Source organism: Salinicola peritrichatus (genome assembly GCF_003206715.1).
In the GTDB taxonomy this organism is placed as follows: Bacteria; Pseudomonadota; Gammaproteobacteria; order Pseudomonadales; family Halomonadaceae; genus Salinicola; species Salinicola peritrichatus.
The window spans coordinates 42955-63744 of the sequence record NZ_PZJU01000021.1; the positions used below are offsets into that span (position 1 = coordinate 42955).

Here is a 20790-nt window from a genome sequence, read left to right on the forward strand (position 1 = left end):
GTTCAGAACGTCCGAAGGACGGCCCGAAGGGCGAGCGGAGCGAGTAACATACTCATTTACACCCGTAAACTCCGTCTTTTCGCTGATTTTTGCCTTGTCTGACCGTCGCTCGCCGACTTTTCGTACATAGCCTCATTACGCCCTGTTGATCGGAGTTTTCATTTCGTCGACGCAAACGGGCGGCCCCGAAGGGCTGCCCGTTGTCTCGTGTCGAGCCTTGTCGACGCTAGTTGCGCGGCTCCGAACGCAGCCCCTGGACGATGGCGTAACAGCCCGCCAGCAGCACCAGGGTAAACGGCAGGCCGGTGGCGATGACCGCTGCCTGCAGCGCGGTGAGACCGCCGCCCAGCAGCAGCGCGATGGCAATGGCACCCTCGATCAAAGCCCAGAAAACCCGCTGCGGTGTCGGGGCATCGACCTTGCCGCCGGCGGTGATCGAATCGATCACCAGCGAACCGGAGTCGGACGAGGTGATGAAGAACACCATGACCAGGATGATGCCGATGAAGGAGGTGATGCCGCTCAGCGGCAGTTGGCCGAGCATGGCGAACAGCTGCAATTCCAGCGCAGCATTCTTGACTCCTTCGAAACCCTCGGCGACGAACTGGTGGATGGCGGTGTCGCCGAAAGTGGTCATCCACAGCACGGATACCAGAGTCGGCACGACCAAAACGGCGATCAGGAATTCGCGCACCGTGCGGCCGCGGCTGACGCGGGCGATGAACATGCCGACGAACGGCGACCAGGAGATCCACCACGCCCAGTAGAACGCCGTCCAGCCATGGACGAAGTTGACGTCTTCACGCCCGAAGGGGTTCGATAGCGCCGGCAGATGCGTGAAATAGGAGCCCAGATTGGCGAAGAAATCCGTGGCAATGAGCATTGTCGGGCCGACGATGATCACGAACAGCAGCAGCAGGAAAGCCAGCACCATATTGATCTGCGACAGTCGCTGCACGCCTTTGTCGACGCCCAGAACCACCGAGAGCAGTGCCACCAGAGTGATGCCGATGATCAGCAGCACCATGGTGACGTTGGTATTGGGAGTGTCGAACAGATAGTGCAGGCCGGCGGAGGCCTGGGACGCGCCCAGCCCCAACGAGGTTGCCAGACCGAACAGGGTCGCGAACACCGCCAGGATATCGATGACATGGCCCGGCCAGCCCCAGATGCGCTCACCCAGAATCGGATAGAAGATCGAGCGCATGGTCAGCGGCAGGCCCTTGTTGAACGAGAATAGCGCCAGCGACAGCGCGACCACGGCATAGATGCCCCAGGGATGCAGTCCCCAGTGGAAGATCGTGGCCGCCATGGCCAGCGACTGAGCGCCGGCGTCGTTGCCCTGAGCCGCACCCAACGGTGCCCAGTCGGTACGCATGCCGTTCTCGACCACCGTACCGCCGAGGGAGGTGCCGAAATGCGTAATCGGTTCGGACACGCCGTAGAACATCAGCCCGATGCCCATGCCCGCGGCGAACAGCATCGCGAACCAGCCGGCATAGCTGAAGTCCGGCTTGGCGTGCATGCCGCCGATCCTTACCTTGCCCAGCGGTGTGAAGATCAGCACCACCGAGACGATCACGAAGATGTTGGCGGCAAACAGGAACAGCCAGCTCAGATGGTCGGTCAGAAAGCTTTTCGCGCCATTGAAAATCGGCCCCATCTGATCCGGCAGGGCCAGGGTGATGATGACGAAAAAGAGAATCAGCAGCGATGAGATCGTAAAGACCTTGCCGTGCAGATCGACATCGAAACCAAACTTGTTGGTCTGGATATTGTCCTGCCCAATCACATAATCGGTATCGATGAGATTGGCGGGACCTTCCGGTGCCGGTACGCCTTCTTGTGACGTGTCCGGCTGGTTATTAGCATCGTCTTGAGCCACTAGCCGTCTCCATTTTTTGATTACAACCGTCTTGATGTCGGACTCGTCTGGCGAGTCGCGACAATTCCCTTGCGCTTCTCTTTAGCGTCGTTCGAGTGAGCATCGTTCGAGGTCTCGCCAATACCCCTCCCAAGTCTGGCGGATCAGCGAAAACACGCAAGTTTCCAAATTATCCCGGAACGAATACCGTGTTCCAACCGGGGAGGAAGACCGGAAGACAGCTCGGCCGGCCCATACCAAGGTCAGAGAGCGCTTTGCCGCTATCCTGGCTTATATTGAAACGTACGTTTGAAAACGTCCCGGGGAGACCTTGATGGCCGATTATCGAGCACCACTGGATGAACTGCGCTTCGTGCGTGACGAAGTCTTCGAGGCCGAACGCGAATGGCGGGCGATGCCGGCAATGGCGGAACTCAATGCCGAACTTGCCGATGCGGTGCTGGAAGAAGCGGGGCGGATCGTCGAGTCGGAACTGTTCCCGCTCAATGCCAGCGGCGATGCCGAGGGTTGCCGCTTCGAGAGCGGGCGCGTGCGGACACCGAGCGGTTTCAAGTCCGCCTTCGATACCTTCGCCGAAGGTGGCTGGTGCGGCCTGGGCGGCAATCCAGAATATGGCGGCCAGGGGCTGCCCAAGCTGCTGACGCTGGCCTTCGACGAGATGCTCTACGCCGGCAATGCCAGCTTTGCGCTCTATCTGGCGCTCAACAATGGCGCCGCTCTGCTGCTCGACGAATGCGCCGACGAGGCGATCAAAGCGCGTTATCTGCCGCGCCTTTACCGCGGCGAATGGCTGGGCACCATGTGTCTGACCGAGCCCCACTGCGGCACCGACCTGGGGCTGATCAAGACCCGGGCAGTGCCCAATGCCGACGGCAGCTACGCGGTTACCGGCAGCAAGATCTGGATCACCGGCGGCGAGCACGACCTGAGCGACAACATCATTCATCTGGTGCTGGCCAGGCTTCCCGATGCGCCGCCGGGATCCAGGGGGATCTCGCTGTTCCTGGTGCCCAAGTTTCGAGTCGAGAAGGATGGTTCTCTCGGCGAGCCCAACGGCGTCGTCTGCGGCGGCCTGGAGCACAAGATGGGTATCAAGGGCAGTGCCACCTGCGTGATGCACTTCGAGCAGGCGACGGGGGAGCTGATCGGCGAGCCACACCAGGGCCTGGCGACGATGTTCACGATGATGAACTACGAGCGGCTTTCCATCGGCATCCAGGGCCTGGGCCTGGGCGAAGTGGCTTACCAGAGTGCTATCGCCTTCGCCCGCGACCGGCTGCAGAGCCGCGCACCGGGCGGAGCGGTGGCACCGGACAAGCCCGCCGATCCGATCCTGGTCCACCCCGACGTGCGGCGCATGGCGCTGGACGTGCGCTCGTGGAACGAGGGTGGCCGGCTGTTCGCCGCCTTCGTCGCGCGTGAACTCGATCGCGCCAGCTATCATCCGGATGCCGCCACTCGCGAGGTCGCCGCCGAACTGGTGACACTGTTGACCCCGGTGGCCAAGGCGTTTCTCACCGATCGCGGCTTCGAGGCCACGGTCGAGGCGCAGCAGATCTATGGCGGCAGCGGCTACTGCGTGGAGTGGGGCGCGGAGCAGTTCGTGCGCGACGCGCGTATCGCCATGATCTACGAAGGCACCAATGGCATTCAGGCGATGGACCTGGTCGGGCGCAAGTTGGCGCGCAACCGTGGCGCCTCCGTTGCCCGTTTCGCCGAGCAGGTGCGGAGCGATCTGGCCACAAGCGACGATGCCGAGCCGGCCCCGTTCCGGGAAGCCGTCGAACGCGAGTTGGCCCGCCTCGAGCGCGTCACCCGAGCCCTGCTCGAGCGTGCCGAAAACGATACGGCGGCGTTGGGCGCGGCGGCTCACGACTATCTACAGTTGCTCGGGTTTACCGCCTACACCTGGATGTGGTGGAAGGCGGCCCGCGCCGCCCGCGCCGGCTTGGCACGTGACGGCGGCGATAGCGCGTTCTACCGTGCCAAGTTGATCGTCGGCCGCCATTTTCTCGAGCGCTTGCTGCCACGTAGCGAAGCCCTGGAACGCCAGCTGGAGGCCGCAGCCGGGGGCTTGATGGCAATGGACGCAGACCTGTTCTGAGCGGAGCGCTCGCTCGGCCACCTTATATGCACCTCAATGAAGCACTTACGTTTAGTGAGCGCTTTTTTATGGCCGTATTGGTGCATACGCGATCCCGCCAATCGGATTCGTGCACCAGCACGGAGACTTTTCGCGACCAAGCCGGATTTTTAACGCACCAACAAGGCGCGTCTTGAGCGATCTTGGCGGCTATTTTGCGGATTTTGTATACAAAATCCGGTTGTGCCTGAAAATAGGGCACGAAAAATGCATATGACTTTTCGATCGATGACCGCGGCAATGCCATCAGTGATGCCGGTCATCGGCACGGGAACATCACCAGGAGAGTCACATGACAACAACATCCATTCGCAAATTGCTCGCCGCTTCGGGGCTGGCGCTCACTGTCTCGGTCGTCGGTCAGCCGGCCATGGCCCAGGACGAAGGGCCGATTCGCGTCGGCATCCTGCATTCGCTGTCGGGCACCATGGCGATCAGCGAATCGACGCTCAAGGACGAGATGCTGATGCTGATCGACAAGCAGAACGAAGCCGGCGGATTGCTTGGCCGCCAGCTCGAACCGGTGGTGATGGACCCGGCCTCCGACTGGTCGCTGTTCGCCGAGCAGGCGCGTGACATGCTCACCGGCGACGATCGTGTCGACGTGATCTTCGGCAACTGGACTTCTGCCTCGCGCAAGGCGGTGTTGCCGGTGGTCGAGGAACTCAACGGCCTGCTGTTCTACCCGGTGCAGTACGAAGGCGAAGAGTCTTCCGAAAACATCTTCTACACCGGCGCCGCGCCCAATCAGCAGGCGATTCCCGCCGTCGACTACCTGATGAGCCAGGGCGTCGAGCGCTGGGCGCTGCTGGGCACCGACTACGTCTACCCGCGCACCACCAACAAGATCCTCGAAGCCTATCTCAAGGATCACGGCGTGGCCGAAGACGACATCATGATCAACTACACGCCGTTTGGCTTCAGCGACTGGCAGTCGATCGTCTCCCAGGTCAAGGACTTCGGCAGCCAGGGCAAGAAGACCGCGGTGGTCTCGACCATCAATGGTGACGCCAACGTGCCGTTCTACAACGAACTCTCCAATCAGGGCGTCTCCGCCTCCGACATTCCGGTCGTCGCCTTCTCGGTGGGCGAGCAGGAACTCACCGGCATCGACACCGCGCCGCTGGTCGGTCACATGGCGGCATGGAACTACTTCATGAGCGTCGACAGCGACGCCAACTACGACTTCATCGATGACTGGGTCGCCTATACCGGTGACGACAACGCCGTCACCAACGACCCGATGGAGGCCCACTACATTGGTTTCAACATGTGGCTGCAGGCGGTCGAAAAGGCCGGCACCACCGATGTCGACGCGGTCAAGGACGCCATCATCGGCGTGACCGTGCCCAACCTTTCCGGCGGTTGGTCGGCGATGATGCCCAACCACCACATCACCAAGCCGGTGATGATCGGCGAGATCCAGGACGACGGTCAGTTCAGCGTGGTGTGGCAGACGCCGACCACGGTCGCCGGCGATGCCTGGTCCGACTACCTGCCGGAATCCAAGAACCTGATCAGCGATTGGCGGGCACCGCTGCACTGCGGAAAGCTCAACGTCGAGAGCATGCAGTGCGAGGACGGCCGCGGGGCCGAGTGAGCCTCCATGCAGCGACATCGGCGCCCGGTTCGGTCGCCGATGTCAGGTGATGGCGCGTGATGACGCGGCCGCGTGTCGCGTCGAAGGAACGACATCATGACATCGATGGTTATGGATAAAGGACCGCGGCTGTACCGGCGGTCGATCGCAATCCTGCTGGCGTGCCTGCTCACGGCATGCGGCGTATGTGTGGGGCAGAACGCCATGGCCGCCATCGACGAGCCCGAGGCGCGGGCGTTGCTGGAAGCGCTCGACACCAACGATTTCCAGGCCAAGGGCGAAGCCGCCCAGGCCATCGCCGAGAGCTCCGCCGAACAGAAGACCCGTTGGTTGCAGGCACTGCTCGACGGCCGTCTGGGCAAGCAGCGTCGGGGCGAGAATTTCTACATCGTGACCGATGACAGCGGCCGTGAATGGCCGATCATCGATGCGATTACTTTCGAGGATGCCGGCACCGGTTCCCGTCGCACGCTGGATATCTTCAGGATCAACAACAACCTGCGCGGCCAGCTCCAGGGATTGATCGCCTCGCTGACGCTGTCCGACGGCGACGAGGCGTCGCGCCTGGCCGCGGCGCAGCGTCTGGTCGGCGAGGTGGACGCCGCCAGTGTCGATAGCGTGCGTGCCAATCGCGACCAGGAAGAGAGCCCGACGGTACGCCATCAGCTCGACGTGGCGCTGGCACTCTATGCCGTGGAGCAGGGCGACGCCGAGGCGCTGGAGACGCTGCGCGGCAATCTCGATACCCGAGTGCGCAATACGCTGGCGGACATCGCTGCCGGCGACTCGGCGCTGGCCGCCAGGGCGCAGTCGGTGCTCGATGGCATCGAGAGCAAGCGCGCCTGGTACGATCGCGCGCAGACGCTGTTCTTCGGCCTCAGCGCCGGTTCGATCCTGGTGCTGGCGGCGATCGGGTTGGCGATCACCTTCGGTGTCATGGGGGTGATCAACATGGCGCATGGCGAATTGATCATGATCGGCGCCTACACCACCTGGTTGATCCAGCAGGCGTTGCCCGGTCAGCCGGGGCTGGCGCTGCTGCTGTCGATTCCCGGCGGTTTCCTGGTCGCGGCGGCGTTCGGCGTGGTGATCGAGCGCACGGTGATCCGCTTTCTCAAGGGCCGCCCGCTGGAAACGCTGCTGGCCACCTTCGGCCTCAGCCTGATCCTGCAGCAGCTGGTACGCACGCTGTTTTCGCCGCTCAACCGCCGGGTGACCTCGCCCGACTGGCTGCAGGGCGCTTGGCAGATCAACGAGGCGCTGTCGCTGACCCTCAATCGTCTGGGCGTGCTGATCTTCTGCCTGGCGGTGTTCGCCGCGCTGTGGGCACTGATGCGCTATACCCGGCTCGGCCTGGAAGTGCGCGCGGTGACCCAGAACCGGGCCATGGCGCGGGCCATGGGCGTGCGTGCGACCCGCGTCGACATGCTCACCTTCGGCCTCGGGGCCGGGGTCGCGGGGCTGGCCGGGGTCGCGCTGTCGCAGTTGACCAATGTCGGCCCCAACCTGGGCCAGGGCTATATCGTCGACTCCTTCCTGGTGGTGGTGTTCGGTGGCGTCGGCAACCTGTGGGGCACGCTGGTGGCGGGTATGTCGCTGGGCGTGATCAATCAGATCCTGCAACCCTGGGTCGGCGCGGTGCTGGCCAAGATCCTGGTCCTGATCGGCGTGATCCTGTTCATCCAGAAGCGCCCGCAGGGCATCTTCGCACCCAAGGGGAGGGTCTCATGAAAGCGGACAGTCCCACTAAGGAAGCGCTGAATAAATCGGCGAGCGGGATGAGGCGCAAGGCGCACGGAGCACAGAAGACGAGACATAACATGGGGTTAGGCGAGTCTTCGAGCACCGCGCAACGCAGCGATTCACCCGCGCAGCCATTTAAGCAGTGTTTCCCTAAAGCGAAGAGTCTCATGAGTATCCCCACGGGCGCCGACCGCTCGCGTCAGGCTTTTCTGTCCCGTTCCACCCTGATCACCAGCGTGGTGCTGGTCATCGGCATGGCGGCGGTGGTGATTCTCAACGCGCTGCCGGCTTCCAGCCCGCTGCATGTCAGCGCTGCCACCGTGGCGCTGCTGGGCAAGTATTTCACCTACATGCTGCTGGCCCTGGCGGTGGATCTGATCTGGGGCTATCTCGGCATATTGAGCCTGGGCCACGGCGCCTTCTTCGCCCTCGGCGGCTACGCCATGGGGCTCTATCTCACGGCGCAGAACGCGCCGCTTCAGGGCTGGCAGGCGCCGCTGGAATTCTTCCCCGTGGCGGCGCTGGCGATCGTGCTGACACCGGGGTTGCTGGCGCTGGTGTTCGGCTGGCTGGCGTTTCGCTCGCGGGTGACCGGCGTCTACTTCTCGATCATCACCCAGGCGCTGACCTTCGCCCTGATGCTGGCCTTCAACCGCAACGAGATGGGCATGGGCGGCAGTACCGGCCTGACCCGCTTCTATGAACTGCTGGGATTCTCGCTGGCGAGCGATGGCATGACCGTGGCGCTGTTCATCGCTTCCGGCGTGGCGGTGCTGTTGGCGTTCTGGCTGTGCCGAATGATCACGGTGTCGCGGCTCGGCCGGGTCTGCGTGGCGACCCGGGACGCCGAGGCGCGGGTGCGCTTCCTCGGCTACCGGGTCGACCACGTCAAGCTGGCGCTGTTCGTAGTCTCGGCGATGATCGCCGGAATCGCCGGGGCGCTCTACGTGCCCCAGGTCGGCATCATCAATCCCAGCACCTTCGCGCCGCTGTTCTCCATCGAGGTGGTGGTATGGGTCGCTCTCGGCGGACGCGCCACGCTCTATGGTGCGTTGCTCGGCGCGCTGGTGGTCAACTATCTGAAGACGCTGCTCACCGGCGCGGTGCCGGATGCCTGGCTGTTCATCCTCGGCGGCCTGTTCGTGCTGGTGACCATGGCGCTGCCCCAGGGAATCGCCGGATTGCTGGCGCAGCGGCGTCGGCGGCGGGAGGTGAGCGCATGAGCGTCAAGACCAATGACCGCCTGGAGCGGTTGCGCGAGTTCACGCGGCCCGACCGGGTGTTCGACTTCCTGGTGCCGGTGCAGTCGCCGGTGGACGTGCGCCACGGGCCGATACTGTATCTTGAGGACGTCAGCGTCAGCTTCGACGGTTTCCAGGCGATCGATCGTCTCAACCTGACCATCGACGATGGCGAACTGCGCTGTATCATCGGCCCCAACGGTGCCGGCAAGACCACCATGATGGATATCATCACCGGCAAGACGCGGCCGGACAGCGGTCAGGTGTGGTTCGGCAGTCGCCATGACCTGCTCACGCTCGACGAGCCGCAGATCGCCAACCTGGGGATCGGCCGCAAGTTCCAGAAGCCCACGGTGTTCGAGGCGCTCGACGTGACCGAGAACCTGGAGCTGGCGATGGCCGGAGATCGCCGGGTATGGAGGACATTACTGGCAAGGCTCGATCACGAAGGTAGGTCACGCATCGACGAGGTGCTCGAGACCATCGGCCTGGGCGATGAACGCCATCGGCTCGCCGGCGTGCTCTCTCACGGTCAGAAGCAGTGGCTGGAGATCGGCATGCTGTTGATGCAGCGTCCGCGCCTGCTGCTGGTGGACGAGCCGGTGGCGGGCATGACCGAGCCGGAAATGCAGCGCACCGCGGAGCTGCTGACGCGACTGGCCGGGCAGCAGTCGGTGGTGGTGGTCGAGCACGACATGGGCTTCGTGCGCTCGATCGCGCGCACCGTCACCGTGCTGCACCAGGGCAGCGTGCTGGCCGAAGGTTCGATGGACGAGGTCGCCAGCGACCCGCAGGTGGTCGAGGTCTATCTCGGCGGCGAAGAGGAGGCGGCCTGATGCTGAGCGTCGACAAGCTCAACCAGTATTATGGCGAAAGCCATATCCTGCGCGATCTGTCGCTGGAAGTGCCCGCCGGACGCTGCACCTGCGTGATGGGCCGCAACGGGGTCGGCAAGACCACGCTGCTGAAGACGGTGATGGGCGAGATCGCCGCGCGCAGCGGCGAGATCCGCTTCGATGGCGACAACCTGCTCAAGTGCCGGCCCGAGGCGCGCGCCGGGCTCGGCATCGGCTACGTGCCGCAGGGACGCCAGATATTCGCCACCCTGACGGTGGAGGAGAACCTGCGTATCGGATTGCCGGCACGGCGGGATCGGCTGCGCAGGATCCCGCCGCGCGTCTACGAGCTGTTTCCGGTACTCCGGGAAATGCGTTATCGGCGTGGCGGCGACCTCTCCGGCGGCCAGCAGCAACAATTGGCGATCGGCCGGGCGCTGGTGCTCGATCCACGGCTGCTGATCCTCGACGAGCCGGGAGAAGGCATCCAGCCCAATATCGTCGCCCAGATCGGCGAGGTGATTCGACGACTCAATCGCGAGGACGGGCTGACCGTGCTATTGGTGGAGCAGAAATTGCCGTTCGCACGCAAGTACGCCGACGACTTCATGATCATGGACCGCGGCCAGGCCGTGGCGAGTGGAGAGATCGCCGCATTGAGCGACGACCTGATACAGCGGCACCTGACGGTATGACGGCGGAGATTTTTCGTCACGGGCATACCCGTGACCGGCCTGCGCTGCCGGCGGATTCCGGCCACCGCTTCGATGCCGACAGACGCTGGTCGGCTGCGCTGTCGCTGGCGTTCGATTGCCGCGACGCCGGTCCCGGCACGCCGCGCACGCGTCTGCGCCATGTACGCCATGTCGGTCCGCTGCGGGTTCAGCGACCGTTCTATCCCGAACCGTCGAAAGCGCAGCGGGCCGCCCCCTGTCACGTCTATTTGCTGCACCCGCCGGGCGGGCTGGTCAGTGGCGATACGCTGGGCATCGATGTCCGGGTCGGCGCCGGTGCTCACGCCGTGTTGACCACGCCGGCGGCCACCAAACTCTATCGTGCCGACACCCATGGCGTCGCCTGGACTCAGATCAACCGCCTGAGCGTGGCCGCGGATGGCGCGCTCGAGTGGCTGCCGCAGGAGACCATCGCCTTCGACGGCTCGCGTGGCGTGCAGACCACCGAGATCGCGCTGGAAGGCGGGGCGCGTTGCCTGGGCTGGGAGATCATGGCACTGGGGCGGCCCGCCAGCCGTCTGCCTTTCGCCAGCGGACGCATCGAGCAGCGCTTTCGGATGACGCTGGATGGTCGGCCGCTGTGGCTGGAACGCCAGCCGCTCGACCCGGCGCATCCCCGCTTCAACGGGTACTGGGGACAGGGCGGCGCCACGGTGCAGGCGACGCTGTGGGCGGTGGGACTGGCGGATCCGCAACGAGCGGCGGAAACGCTGCGCGAAGCGATGCCGGCCGCCAGGAACTGGGCGGTCACCCAGCGTCACGATGTATTGCTGTTGCGCTACCTGGGCAACTCGCGCAACGAAGCCTGGGCGCTCTGCCGGCAGGCCTGGGCCGGTCTGCGCCCCATGCTGCTGGAGCGCGAGGCGTGCGCACCGCGAATCTGGTACACGTAGCCATCATGCCGATGGCGACGGATATGAGTTGATCGCGCCCGAAGCGGCTTTTATCGCGCCCCGAAGCCGGCGCAATGTTTTACGGCGCCCCGAAGCCGGCGCAATGTTTTACGGCGCCCCAGAACCGGCGCAACATTGCAAAGCTCGTAGCTCGTAGCTCGTAGCTCGTAGCTCGAAGCTCGAAGCTCGTAGCTCGAAGCTCGAAGCTCGAAGCTCGTAGCTCACAGACAGGATATCGATATGGAATTGACGCCGAGAGACAAAGACAAGCTATTGCTGTTCAGTGCCGCGCAACTGGCCAAGCGTCGCCGGGCCCGTGGTCTCAAGCTCAACTACCCCGAGGCGATGGCGTTGATCAGCTTCGAGATCCTCGAGGGGGCGCGTGATGGCAAGAGCGTTGCCGACTTGATGAGCTATGGCCGCGAAATCCTCACGCGTGACGACGTCATGGAAGGGGTGGCCGAGATGATCCACGAGGTCCAGGTCGAGGCCACCTTTCCGGACGGAACCAAGTTGGTGACCGTGCATAGCCCTATTGTTTGAGGTTCGCTCATGATTCCCGGTGAAATGCAGATTCAGGATGGCGAGATCGAGCTCAATGCCGGTCGCGAGCCGATCCGGCTTTCGGTCGCCAATACCGGTGACCGGCCGATCCAGGTCGGCTCCCACTACCACTTTGCCGAGACCAATCCCGCGCTGACTTTCGATCGCGCCAAGGCCCGCGGTTATCGCCTCGACGTGCCGGCGGGCTCGGCGATCCGCTTCGAGCCGGGTCAGACTCGCGAGGTGACGCTGGTGCCCTATGTCGGCGAGCGCCGTGTCTACGGCTTCCGTGGCGAGGTCATGGGTGCGCTGGATGGCGCGGCCGATAACAACGGGGAGGCCGACTGATGGTCAAGATTACCCGACAAGCCTATGCCGACATGTATGGCCCCACCGTGGGCGACCGCGTGCGCCTGGGCGATACCGAGCTGTGGATCGAGGTCGAGCGCGACGCCACCGTCTACGGTGACGAGGTCAAGTTCGGCGGTGGCAAGGTGATCCGCGATGGCATGGGCCAGAGCCAGCGTCACGACGACTCGGTCATGGATACCGTCATCACCAACGCCCTGATCCTCGACTGGTGGGGCGTGGTCAAGGCCGATGTCGGCCTCAAGGCCGGGCGCATCGCGGCCATCGGCAAGGCCGGCAATCCGGACGTGCAACCCGGCGTGGAAATCGTCATCGGCCCGGGCACCGAGGTGATCGCCGGCGAGGGCAAGATCCTCACCGCCGGCGGCATCGATGCGCATATCCACTTCATCTGCCCACAGCAGGTGGAAGAGGCGCTGATGAGCGGCATCACCACCATGCTCGGTGGTGGCACCGGGCCGGCGACCGGCACCAACGCCACCACCTGCACGCCCGGCGAGTGGCATCTCGGCAAGATGCTGCAGGCGGTCGATACCCTGCCGATGAACATCGGCCTGCTCGGCAAGGGCAACGCCAGCCTGCCGGCAGCGCTGGAGGCGCAGATCGTCGCCGGGGCGATCGGGCTCAAGCTGCACGAGGACTGGGGCACCACCCCGGCGTCGATCGACAACTGCCTGAGCGTGGCCGAAAAGTACGATGTCCAGGTGGCGATCCATACCGATACGCTCAACGAATCCGGCTTCGTCGAGGATACGATCGCGGCGTTCAAGGAACGCGGCATCCACACCTACCACACCGAAGGGGCGGGCGGCGGCCATGCGCCGGACATCATCACGGCGTGTGCGAAGGAGTACGTGCTGCCGTCCTCGACCAACCCGACGCGGCCCTACACGGTCAATACCATCGACGAGCATCTCGACATGCTGATGGTGTGCCACCATCTCGACCCGAACATTCCGGAAGACGTGGCCTTCGCCGATTCGCGCATTCGCCGGGAAACCATTGCCGCCGAGGATATCCTTCACGACATGGGCGTGATTTCGATGATCTCGTCCGACTCTCAGGCCATGGGGCGGGTCGGCGAGGTGGTCTGCCGCACCTGGCAGACGGCGCACAAGATGAAGGTGCAGCGGGGCCTGCTGCCGCAGGACGAGGCGCTCGGCGCCGACAACTTCCGTGCCCGCCGTTACATCGCCAAGTACACTATCAATCCGGCGCTGACCCATGGCATCGCTCACAAGGTGGGCTCGGTCGAAGTCGGCAAGCTGGCCGACCTGGTGCTGTGGAGTCCAGCGTTCTTCGGCGTCAAACCGGCTCTGATACTCAAGGGCGGCATGATCGCGGCGGCGCCGATGGGCGATGCCAATGCCTCGATTCCGACGCCGCAGCCGGTGCACTACCGGCCGATGTTCGGCGCCTTCGGCAAGGCGGCCAGCGCCACCCGGTTCAGCTTCGTCAGCCAGGCGGCGCTGGATGCCGGCGTGGGCGAGCGATTGAGACTCGCAAGCGAATTGTCGGCGGTCAAGAACGTACGCGGCGTGCGCAAGCGCGACATGAAGCTCAACGACGCCTGCCCGCATCTCGAGGTCGATCCGCAGACCTACGAGGTCCGCGCCGACGGCGAATTGCTGAGCTGCGAGCCGGCCGACGTACTGCCGCTGGCGCAGCGTTATCATCTCTTTTAAACGATCCATCGGTCGGGATCGGATGCCTTTCCGGTCATCTACGGCACCCGGCTCGACGTGGCAATACATGGGGATTCTGGAATGTGGAAGTTGATCGAGCGTCTGGAGGCGACCTCCGATGCGATAGCCGAGGATAGCGTGACGCTGCCGTTCGAGCTGCGCATGCGCGGGCGGTTGAAGGCGACCAGCGACGCCGGCCGCGAACTGGGGCTATTCCTGGACCGTGGGCCGGTACTGCGCCATGGCGCGTTGCTGCGTGCCGAGAGCGGTGAGGTGGTCGAGGTGCGCGCGGCCAGCGAGCCGGTGGTGACCGCCCGGGTCCAGGGTGGGCTCGCACTGGCGCGACTCTGCTATCACCTCGGCAATCGTCATGTCCAGTTGGCGATCGGCGGCGACAATCACGAAGGCTGGGTGCGCTTCCCGCCGGATCACGTGCTCGAGGCGCTGGCCATCCGCCTGGGAGCGGCCATCGAGCGGCATCTGGCGCCGTTCGATCCCGAGCCGGGCGCCTATGCCGAAGGCCACGGTCATCACCATGGCTATCAACAGCATGCCGAGATCTACGATTTCCAGCACCATCATTCGTATCGCCAGGGCCACAAGCACGAGCACTGAGACATGGGCTTCGAACGGACGAGCGACCCATTGGCGTTGGTCGGGCTGCTGCAACTGGTCAGCCCGGCGCTGCCGATCGGCGCCTTCGCCTGGTCCCAGGGCCTGGAGAGCGCCTTCGAACTGGGCTGGGTCGATGACGAGGAGAGCCTCGGCGAGTGGCTCGCCGGAGTGCTCGACGACGGACTGATGCACTGCGAGCTGCCGTTGCTGGCGAGACTGCAGAGCGCCTGGGCGCGAGGCGACCGCCATGCGCTGCAGTATTGGAACGACTGGTTGCTGGCCAATCGCGAAACCCGCGAGCTGGCGGAGGAGGACATGCGCCTGGGCCAGGCGCTGAAACGCTTGCTCGGCGATCTCGAGCTGCTGCCCGATGCCGGCTGGCTGCCGCAGCGCCCGGTCTACGTCACCTTGTTCGCCTGGGTCGCCGAGCAGCGCGGGATCGCAACGGGCGATGCCCAACTGGGATTCGCCTGGGCCTGGCTGGAAAATCAGCTGGCCGCCGCCTGCAAGGCGCTGCCGTTGGGCCAGACCGCGGCGCAACGGCTGGTCGAGCGCCTTCGTCCCAGGCTGGTGACGGCGGTGGATACGGCCAACCAGCTTGCGGACGATGAACTGGGGCCGATTCTGCCGGGCCTGGCCCTGGCCAGTGCGCTGCACGAGACCCAGTATTCGCGGCTGTTTAGAAGCTAGAGGGAAGAATGCTGCTTCGCAGCTTGAAGAGGGAAGATTGAAGATCGGCGCTTCGCGCTTGGAAGAAATAAGACCGGCGCTTCGCACCTGGGAGACAGAAGAGGAAAGATGTCGCTTCGCGACTTGGAGGGAAGAAAAGCCTTGATTAGATACTGTCTTCCTTCTTCCTTCTTTTTTCTGAAATTCGAATTCATGCGAGGAGTGAGAATATGACCCATTGCCTGCGCGTTGGCGTCGGTGGCCCGGTGGGGTCCGGCAAGACGGCGCTGCTGAAACAGCTCTGTCTGGCACTGCGCGACCATTACGACATCGCCGTGGTGACCAACGACATCTACACGCGCGAGGATGCCGATTTCCTGCTTCGCCACGAAGCACTGGCGGCGGATCGTATCATCGGCGTCGAGACCGGGGGTTGCCCGCATACCGCGATTCGCGAGGATGCCTCGATGAATCTGGCGGCGATCGACGACCTGCAGGAGCGCCATCCGCAACTCGAACTGGTGCTGGTGGAGTCGGGGGGAGACAACCTGGCCGCGACCTTCAGTCCCGAACTGTCCGATCTGACGCTCTACGTGATCGACGTTTCCGCCGGCGACAAGATTCCGCGCAAGGGCGGGCCGGGGATTACCAAGTCCGACCTGTTGATCATCAACAAGATCGATATCGCCGACTACGTTCACGCCTCGCTGGAAGTGATGGAGCGCGATGCCAAGAACATGCGTGGCGAGCGACCGTTCGTATTCACCAACCTTCATGACGGTGTCGGCGTGGAAACGATCGTGCGTTTCATCCTCGATCGCGGCATGTTGCCGGAGCGCCGGGGCGAGGAGCGCCGCGCCATCCAGGACCAAGCATTACTGACTGCCGACTGAGTCGGCGCTGCCTCAAGGAGACTCTAGATGTCTGGATCATTTTCCCCTTCCCGCCGCCTGGCCCTGCTCAGCGCGCCGATGGCACTGCTGATCGCTTCCGTGGCGCTGGCCCATCCGGGGCACCTGCCACATACCCACGGTGGCAGTTTCTTCGCCGGGTTGACCCATCCGCTGACGGGACTCGACCACCTGCTGGCGATGCTCGCGATCGGTCTCTGGAGTTGCCGCCAGGCGCCGGTACTGCGGCGCGCGATGCCGCTGCTGATCGCGCTGGGAATGATCGCCGGCGCGGGACTGGCCTGGGCGGGCGTGCCGCTGATGGGCGTCGAGTTCGGTATCGCCTCCAGCGTGCTGCTGGCCGGCGTGCTGCTGGCGACGCTGGTGCGTCTGCCGAGCGCCGTGGGCGGAACCCTGGTGTTCGCTTTCATTCTGCTGCACGGCCATGCGCATGGCAGCGAGCTGGCACCGGGGGCTTCCGCATTGCTTTATGCGGCCGGCTTCCTGATCGCCAGCGTGGCGATCACGCTGGTCGGCCGCACTGCCGGAGCCTGGCTGTCACGCCACGACAGCCGCTGGCTGCGCGGTATCGGTGCCGCCATCGCGGCTGCTGGTGGTGCCTTGATGCTGAGCTGAGACGCCGATCGCGATGGTCTCTGCAGCCGATGGCCGATGCCGGCTCGTGGGGATCGAGTGCCGTCAACGCTGTACCGATCGATTGGCAGGCCGCTTCGGCGCCCTTTTGCGTTGGGCTTGCGTGGCGATCGAATCGCCCCCGGACCAGCGACGCAGGCGGCCCACGCGGCGGTAGCCGGCGTTGATGAAGCAGTATCCGCCGTAGGCGATCAAGCCGATGGCGACGCCTCCCAATAGCCAGTGACCGTAGGGTTGGCGCGCGAGAAGATTCAGCGCACCGCCGAGCCCTTGGGCATTGCTCGGCGACAGTTTCCAGGCTGCCAGGTCGAGCAGGCCGCCGATGAGTATGAAAGTGATGCCGCGTGCCGCCAGTCCCAGGCGGGCGATGCCTTCCAGCAACGGCAGTGGCGGGTTGGGTCGGCTCGACAGGTGCCAGTTCCGGCGATAGGCGCGCTGCCAGGCGCGCCTCAGCTGATGAATGCCGACGCCGACGAAGGCCAGGCCGATAACCAGCAGCAGCCAGCGACCGCCCGGTAAACCCAGCAGGCGTTGCGTGCTCTGGCTGGTATCGTCATGGCCGGCGGAAAAGCTATGGAAAAGCAGCTCGCCGCACTGCCAGGCCAGCGTGGCATAGAGCCCGCCGCTGATGACAAAACCCAGCCGCTGAAACCAGCCCAGCCAGCCACTGCCTTTGTGTTCGGTATCCCATGTCGCCTGGCCCAGGCGCCAGGCGACGTAGGCGATCAGGCCGACACACAACAGCACCAGCAGCACCTCGCCAAAAGGCCACAGGGCAATCTTGCGGATCACGTCCGCGGTGCCGCTCTCGCTGCCACCGAGCCCGATGGCGGTGAGCAGTGCCAGCCAACCGATGGTCAGGTAGATCACACCCTTGGCGACATAGCCGGCCGATGCGGTGTGGCTCAGCCAGTGGCGCAATCGAGAGTGTCTGGAGGCCATATCATCCTTGTCGCTGGACATGCATGCAGCCTGGGAGAGTACCGCCGTGCGGTTCTGCGCTACCACCGGCGGCTCGACTCCTTTAGCGTAGTCGACAGAACAACATGAGAAAGGAAACCTCCGCATGGAAACCTGTCTGACGCTGAGTGCCCGCGCCCTGGTGACGCATTATCGCGATCGTACGCTCTCTCCCCGTGACGTCGCGGCGGCGCTGGTGGCGCACATCGAGCGTTGTGAGCCGAAGATTCGCGCACTCTATGGCTATGATCCCGATGGCCTGATGCGCGAGGCGGCGATCGCGGAGCGGCGCTGGATGGATGCCGCCCCGAGCGGTCCGCTGGATGGCGTACCGGTTACCGTCAAGGAACTGATCGCCACCCGGGGCATGCCGGTTCCCAAGGGCACCTGCGTGACGCCACTGGTGCCCGCGGCGCAAGATGCACCGCCCGCGGCCCGGCTGCGGGAGAGCGGCGCGCTGATCTATGCCAAGACCACCTGCCCGGATTACGGCATGCTCTCCTCGGGACTGTCGACTTTTCATGCCCTGAGCCGCAATCCCTGGAACCTCGCCTGTAACCCGGGCGGTTCCAGCGCGGGTGCCGGCGCGGCCGCGGCGGCGGGCTTCGGACCACTGCATCTCGGTACCGATATCGGCGGCTCGGTGCGCCTGCCGGCGGCCTGGTGCGGCGTGGTGGGCTTCAAGCCGACGCTTGGCCGCATTCCCATCGATCCGTACTACGTCGGCCGCTGCGCGGGCCCTATGACGCGTACGGTCGAGGATGCGGCGCTGATGATGTCGGTATTGGCACAGGACGATCGCCGTGACGCCATGCGCCTGCCACCGGAAAGCATCGACTGGTCCGACCTCGACACTTCGCTCCGGGGGCTCAAGGTCGGCGTGCTGGCGGATGCCGGTTGCGGCTTGCCGCTGGACGAGGAAATCCGCTCGGCGCTCGATGCGACCGCCGCCGCCATGCGCGATGCGGGGGCCGAGTGCGTCGCGCTGCCGGCGGTGATGACACGCGAGATGCTGGACGGCCTCGACCGTTTCTGGCGCGCCAGGCAGTGGGCCGAGCTGGAAACCCTATCGCCGGCGGATCGCCAGCGGGTACTGCCTTATATCGTGGAGTGGGCGCGCACCGCGACCCAGCTCAGCGGCGTCGATGCCGTGCGCGGTTTCGAGCAGACGCTGAAGATGCGCGCGGCCACCGAGGCGGTGTTCGATCGGGTCGATATCGTGCTCTCGCCGACCACGCCCAACGTCGCCTTCCCGGCGCAAGCCGCATCGCCCACCGACGACCCGACGCGGCCCTTCGAACACATTGCCTACACCGTGCCCTGGAACATGGGAGAGCAGCCGGCGATCTCGCTGCCGGCGGGCTTCAGCTGCGATGGCATGCCGATCGGGGTCCAATTGATCGGCCCGCGCTTTGCCGATCGCCGAGTGCTGGCCGTCGCCCGGGCGGTGGAGTCGATCCTCGCGCTGCCGGCACGCTTTCCCCAACTCACGCTGGAAGGCTGAGCGCCGCCGGGGGCTGCCGGCCGGTGCGATGGGTTATTCTGTAGCGCGCGTCGTCGCGGCGCTGCGGCAATCATTCAGGATCATGGGAACACCGATGAAACATTTTGTCGTACGCCCCCGCTCGCGCGGTGGCTGGCTGCTGACCGTGCTGTTCATGGCATTGATCGGGATGGGGATCTGGCCGGTGATCGGCTGGTTCAACCAGCCGAAGCTGTGGCTGGGGCTACCGTGGATTGCGGTCTGGACCTACGTCATCGTGATCGGCTGCTGGGTCGTGATGTTGATTGCCAATCGCTGGCTGAAGGGGACATCAGATGACGACTAGTCTCGTGCCGCTGTGGATGACCCTGGGCTATATCGCGGTGGCGCTGGTCATCGGTCTGCGTGCCCGTGGCGGCCGCTTGATGGACGATCTGGAGGAGTGGGGCGTGGCCGGGCGCAGCATGGGCGCGGTAACGCTCTATCTGCTGATCGCCGCCGGCAGCATCAGCGCCTATACCTTCATGGGCGCGCCGGGCTGGGCCTACAGCAAGGGCGTCGCGGTCTTCTACGTGGTGATCTATCTCTCCTACCTGGCACTGGTGGCATGGTATTGCGGCCCCAGGGTGTGGGCCTTCGGTCAGCGCTTCGGTCACGTCACCCAGGGCGCGGCGATCGCCGACCGTTACCAGAGCCCGCTGCTGGGTGGTCTGGCGGCGCTGGTGATGTCGATCGGCTCGCTCGCCTACGCGGTGCTGCAAACCATCGGTTCGGCCTACATTCTGTCGGTGATGAGCGGCGGGCGAATTCCGGTGTGGGCCGGCGTCGTGGTGATCCTGGCGGCGATCGCGATCTATCTCTACACCAGTGGCCAGCGTGCCATCGGCCTGACCAATGCTTTCCAGGGTGTCCTGATGCTGGTGGTGGCCTGGGCGGTCGGGCTATGGGCGACTCACCAGGCTACCGGCGAGATAGGATTTGCGGGCGTCTTCGAGCGGCTGGCCGCGGAGCACCCCGAATTCCTGACCTTGCCGGGGGCGGGCGGCGACATGGGTTTCGCCTTCTGGACCACCTCGATCATCGTCTCGATGCTGTCATTCATGCCGCCGGTATGGAGCCAGTGGATGAGCGCGCGTTCGGCCCGGACCATCCGGCGCAGCGCGACCTGGTTGCCGACCTACTACATCGTCGTACTGCCGATGGTGGTGGTCGGGTTTATCGGCATCATGGCATTGCCGGGGCTGGAGCGCGCCGATACCGTCGCCTTGCAGTATGCGTTGCAGAACATGCCGGCGTGGCTGGTCGGGCTGCTCGGCGCGGGCACGCTGGCGGCGGCGATGTCTTCCTGCGAGCCGTTTCTGCATTCGGTGTCGATGGCCTACGCCAGGGACATCGCCCAGCCGCTGTTCAAGCTGAGCGATGCGGCCACCGGTCGGCTGGCGCGGCGCCTGCTGGTGCCGATCATGATCTTGATCGTGGCGCCGGTGGCGATCAGCGAGCCGAGCAATCTGATCATGATTCTGCTGGTGGGGCTGGGCTTCGCGACCCAGGTGCTGCCGGCCTTCGTCGGCATGTTCCTGTGGACCCGGGCCTCGAAGTCCGGCGTGTTGGCCGGCATCGTCAGTGGCTTTTGCGTGACCCTGGCGTTCACGCTGATCTGGCCCAATCCGCTCGGCATTCATGCCGGTTTCTGGGGGCTGCTGGTCAACCTGCCGCTGTTCGTGATCGTCTCCTGCCTCACGCCGCCGGTCCGGGATGACGTGGTCGAGCGCTTTTTTGAGCTTACCATCCCTGGCAAGCTCCCTTCGGGCCGCCGCTAGGCGGCGTCAAAAATCGCTCCCGACGAT

19 protein-coding genes are annotated in these 20790 nt (G+C 64.7%); 17 read left to right on the forward strand and 2 right to left on the reverse strand.

What is annotated here, in order from left to right:
• Nucleotides 1-226: 226 nt before the first annotated feature.
• Entirely contained in the window at nt 227-1885 is a 1659-nt protein-coding gene (locus tag DOM57_RS09170; protein ID WP_110648907.1) for a BCCT family transporter, read from the reverse strand.
• Nucleotides 1886-2198: 313 nt separating this feature from the next.
• On the opposite strand from DOM57_RS09170, the gene DOM57_RS09175 reads away from it, so the two are divergent.
• The 14 genes from DOM57_RS09175 to DOM57_RS09240 all read left to right on the forward strand — a co-directional run bounded on the left by DOM57_RS09175 (nt 2199) and on the right by DOM57_RS09240 (nt 16482).
• Nucleotides 2199-3989 (forward strand): acyl-CoA dehydrogenase C-terminal domain-containing protein, encoded by a 1791-nt coding sequence (locus DOM57_RS09175; RefSeq protein WP_110648908.1) that lies wholly within the window; start codon nt 2199-2201, stop codon nt 3987-3989.
• 331 nt (nt 3990-4320) lie between these two features.
• Nucleotides 4321-5628, forward strand: coding sequence for an urea ABC transporter substrate-binding protein (gene urtA / locus DOM57_RS09180; protein ID WP_110648909.1), 1308 nt, complete (start codon nt 4321-4323; stop codon nt 5626-5628).
• A gap of 96 nt (nt 5629-5724) precedes the next feature.
• Complete coding sequence (urtB, locus tag DOM57_RS09185) at nt 5725-7359, forward strand: urea ABC transporter permease subunit UrtB (RefSeq protein WP_110648910.1); 1635 nt, start codon at nt 5725-5727, stop codon at nt 7357-7359.
• 179 nt (nt 7360-7538) lie between these two features.
• The gene (gene urtC / locus DOM57_RS09190) at nt 7539-8594 is read left to right on the forward strand and encodes an urea ABC transporter permease subunit UrtC (protein WP_110648911.1); all 1056 of its coding nucleotides are present in this window, start codon (nt 7539-7541) and stop codon (nt 8592-8594) included.
• Complete coding sequence (gene urtD / locus DOM57_RS09195) at nt 8591-9448, forward strand: urea ABC transporter ATP-binding protein UrtD (RefSeq protein WP_110648912.1); 858 nt, start codon at nt 8591-8593, stop codon at nt 9446-9448. Before urtC ends, urtD begins: the two co-directional genes overlap by 4 nt.
• Nucleotides 9448-10143 (forward strand): urea ABC transporter ATP-binding subunit UrtE, encoded by a 696-nt coding sequence (gene urtE, locus DOM57_RS09200; RefSeq protein ID WP_110648913.1) that lies wholly within the window; start codon nt 9448-9450, stop codon nt 10141-10143. Before urtD ends, urtE begins: the two co-directional genes overlap by 1 nt.
• Nucleotides 10140-11075, forward strand: a complete 936-nt coding sequence (locus DOM57_RS09205) for an urease accessory protein UreD (RefSeq protein ID WP_110648914.1) — start codon at nt 10140-10142, stop codon at nt 11073-11075. The genes urtE and DOM57_RS09205 overlap by 4 nt, the downstream gene beginning before the upstream one ends.
• Nucleotides 11076-11315: 240 nt before the next feature.
• The gene (locus DOM57_RS09210; protein WP_110648915.1) at nt 11316-11618 is read left to right on the forward strand and encodes an urease subunit gamma; all 303 of its coding nucleotides are present in this window, start codon (nt 11316-11318) and stop codon (nt 11616-11618) included.
• A gap of 9 nt (nt 11619-11627) precedes the next feature.
• Nucleotides 11628-11966 carry an urease subunit beta gene (locus DOM57_RS09215; RefSeq protein ID WP_110648916.1) on the forward strand — a complete coding sequence of 113 codons (339 nt, stop codon included), beginning with the start codon at nt 11628-11630 and terminating at the stop codon, nt 11964-11966.
• Nucleotides 11966-13672 carry an urease subunit alpha gene (gene ureC / locus DOM57_RS09220; protein ID WP_110648917.1) on the forward strand — a complete coding sequence of 569 codons (1707 nt, stop codon included), beginning with the start codon at nt 11966-11968 and terminating at the stop codon, nt 13670-13672. The genes DOM57_RS09215 and ureC overlap by 1 nt, the downstream gene beginning before the upstream one ends.
• 81 nt (nt 13673-13753) lie before the next feature.
• Complete coding sequence (gene ureE / locus DOM57_RS09225; RefSeq protein ID WP_110648918.1) at nt 13754-14287, forward strand: urease accessory protein UreE; 534 nt, start codon at nt 13754-13756, stop codon at nt 14285-14287.
• A 3-nt stretch (nt 14288-14290) separates the two neighbouring features.
• On the forward strand, nt 14291-14977 hold the full coding sequence (locus tag DOM57_RS09230) for an urease accessory protein UreF (protein ID WP_110648919.1): 687 nt from the start codon (nt 14291-14293) through the stop codon (nt 14975-14977).
• A gap of 209 nt (nt 14978-15186) precedes the next feature.
• Complete coding sequence (gene ureG / locus DOM57_RS09235) at nt 15187-15849, forward strand: urease accessory protein UreG (protein WP_110648920.1); 663 nt, start codon at nt 15187-15189, stop codon at nt 15847-15849.
• A 27-nt stretch (nt 15850-15876) separates the two neighbouring features.
• Nucleotides 15877-16482: a HupE/UreJ family protein gene (locus tag DOM57_RS09240; protein ID WP_110648921.1), complete on the forward strand. Its 606-nt coding sequence runs from the start codon at nt 15877-15879 to the stop codon at nt 16480-16482.
• A gap of 63 nt (nt 16483-16545) precedes the next feature.
• Here the strand turns inward: DOM57_RS09240 and DOM57_RS09245 are convergent, their stop codons facing one another.
• Nucleotides 16546-17508 (reverse strand): DUF1206 domain-containing protein, encoded by a 963-nt coding sequence (locus tag DOM57_RS09245; protein WP_239496166.1) that lies wholly within the window; start codon nt 17506-17508, stop codon nt 16546-16548.
• A 58-nt stretch (nt 17509-17566) separates the two neighbouring features.
• On the opposite strand from DOM57_RS09245, the gene DOM57_RS09250 reads away from it, so the two are divergent.
• The 3 genes from DOM57_RS09250 to DOM57_RS09260 all read left to right on the forward strand — a co-directional run bounded on the left by DOM57_RS09250 (nt 17567) and on the right by DOM57_RS09260 (nt 20763).
• Nucleotides 17567-18964, forward strand: coding sequence for an amidase (locus DOM57_RS09250; RefSeq protein WP_110648922.1), 1398 nt, complete (start codon nt 17567-17569; stop codon nt 18962-18964).
• Nucleotides 18965-19058: 94 nt separating this feature from the next.
• Nucleotides 19059-19289: a hypothetical protein gene (locus tag DOM57_RS09255; RefSeq protein ID WP_110648923.1), complete on the forward strand. Its 231-nt coding sequence runs from the start codon at nt 19059-19061 to the stop codon at nt 19287-19289.
• Nucleotides 19279-20763, forward strand: coding sequence for a sodium:solute symporter family protein (locus DOM57_RS09260; RefSeq protein WP_110648924.1), 1485 nt, complete (start codon nt 19279-19281; stop codon nt 20761-20763). Before DOM57_RS09255 ends, DOM57_RS09260 begins: the two co-directional genes overlap by 11 nt.
• Nucleotides 20764-20790 lie beyond the last annotated feature (27 nt).

What these genes read in the sequence shown, in the direction of transcription:
- DOM57_RS09175 (WP_110648908.1), top strand. Translation starts at nt 2,199, where the DNA reads ATGGCCGATTATCGAGCACCACTGGATGAACTGCGCTTCGTGCGTGAC.
- urtA (WP_110648909.1), top strand. Translation starts at nt 4,321, where the DNA reads ATGACAACAACATCCATTCGCAAATTGCTCGCCGCTTCGGGGCTGGCG.
- urtB (WP_110648910.1), top strand. Translation starts at nt 5,725, where the DNA reads ATGACATCGATGGTTATGGATAAAGGACCGCGGCTGTACCGGCGGTCG.
- urtC (WP_110648911.1), top strand. Translation starts at nt 7,539, where the DNA reads ATGAGTATCCCCACGGGCGCCGACCGCTCGCGTCAGGCTTTTCTGTCC.
- urtD (WP_110648912.1), top strand. Translation starts at nt 8,591, where the DNA reads ATGAGCGTCAAGACCAATGACCGCCTGGAGCGGTTGCGCGAGTTCACG.
- urtE (WP_110648913.1), top strand. Translation starts at nt 9,448, where the DNA reads ATGCTGAGCGTCGACAAGCTCAACCAGTATTATGGCGAAAGCCATATC.
- DOM57_RS09205 (WP_110648914.1), top strand. Translation starts at nt 10,140, where the DNA reads ATGACGGCGGAGATTTTTCGTCACGGGCATACCCGTGACCGGCCTGCG.
- DOM57_RS09210 (WP_110648915.1), top strand. Translation starts at nt 11,316, where the DNA reads ATGGAATTGACGCCGAGAGACAAAGACAAGCTATTGCTGTTCAGTGCC.
- DOM57_RS09215 (WP_110648916.1), top strand. Translation starts at nt 11,628, where the DNA reads ATGATTCCCGGTGAAATGCAGATTCAGGATGGCGAGATCGAGCTCAAT.
- ureC (WP_110648917.1), top strand. Translation starts at nt 11,966, where the DNA reads ATGGTCAAGATTACCCGACAAGCCTATGCCGACATGTATGGCCCCACC.
- ureE (WP_110648918.1), top strand. Translation starts at nt 13,754, where the DNA reads ATGTGGAAGTTGATCGAGCGTCTGGAGGCGACCTCCGATGCGATAGCC.
- DOM57_RS09230 (WP_110648919.1), top strand. Translation starts at nt 14,291, where the DNA reads ATGGGCTTCGAACGGACGAGCGACCCATTGGCGTTGGTCGGGCTGCTG.
- ureG (WP_110648920.1), top strand. Translation starts at nt 15,187, where the DNA reads ATGACCCATTGCCTGCGCGTTGGCGTCGGTGGCCCGGTGGGGTCCGGC.
- DOM57_RS09240 (WP_110648921.1), top strand. Translation starts at nt 15,877, where the DNA reads ATGTCTGGATCATTTTCCCCTTCCCGCCGCCTGGCCCTGCTCAGCGCG.
- DOM57_RS09250 (WP_110648922.1), top strand. Translation starts at nt 17,567, where the DNA reads ATGGAAACCTGTCTGACGCTGAGTGCCCGCGCCCTGGTGACGCATTAT.
- DOM57_RS09255 (WP_110648923.1), top strand. Translation starts at nt 19,059, where the DNA reads ATGAAACATTTTGTCGTACGCCCCCGCTCGCGCGGTGGCTGGCTGCTG.
- DOM57_RS09260 (WP_110648924.1), top strand. Translation starts at nt 19,279, where the DNA reads ATGACGACTAGTCTCGTGCCGCTGTGGATGACCCTGGGCTATATCGCG.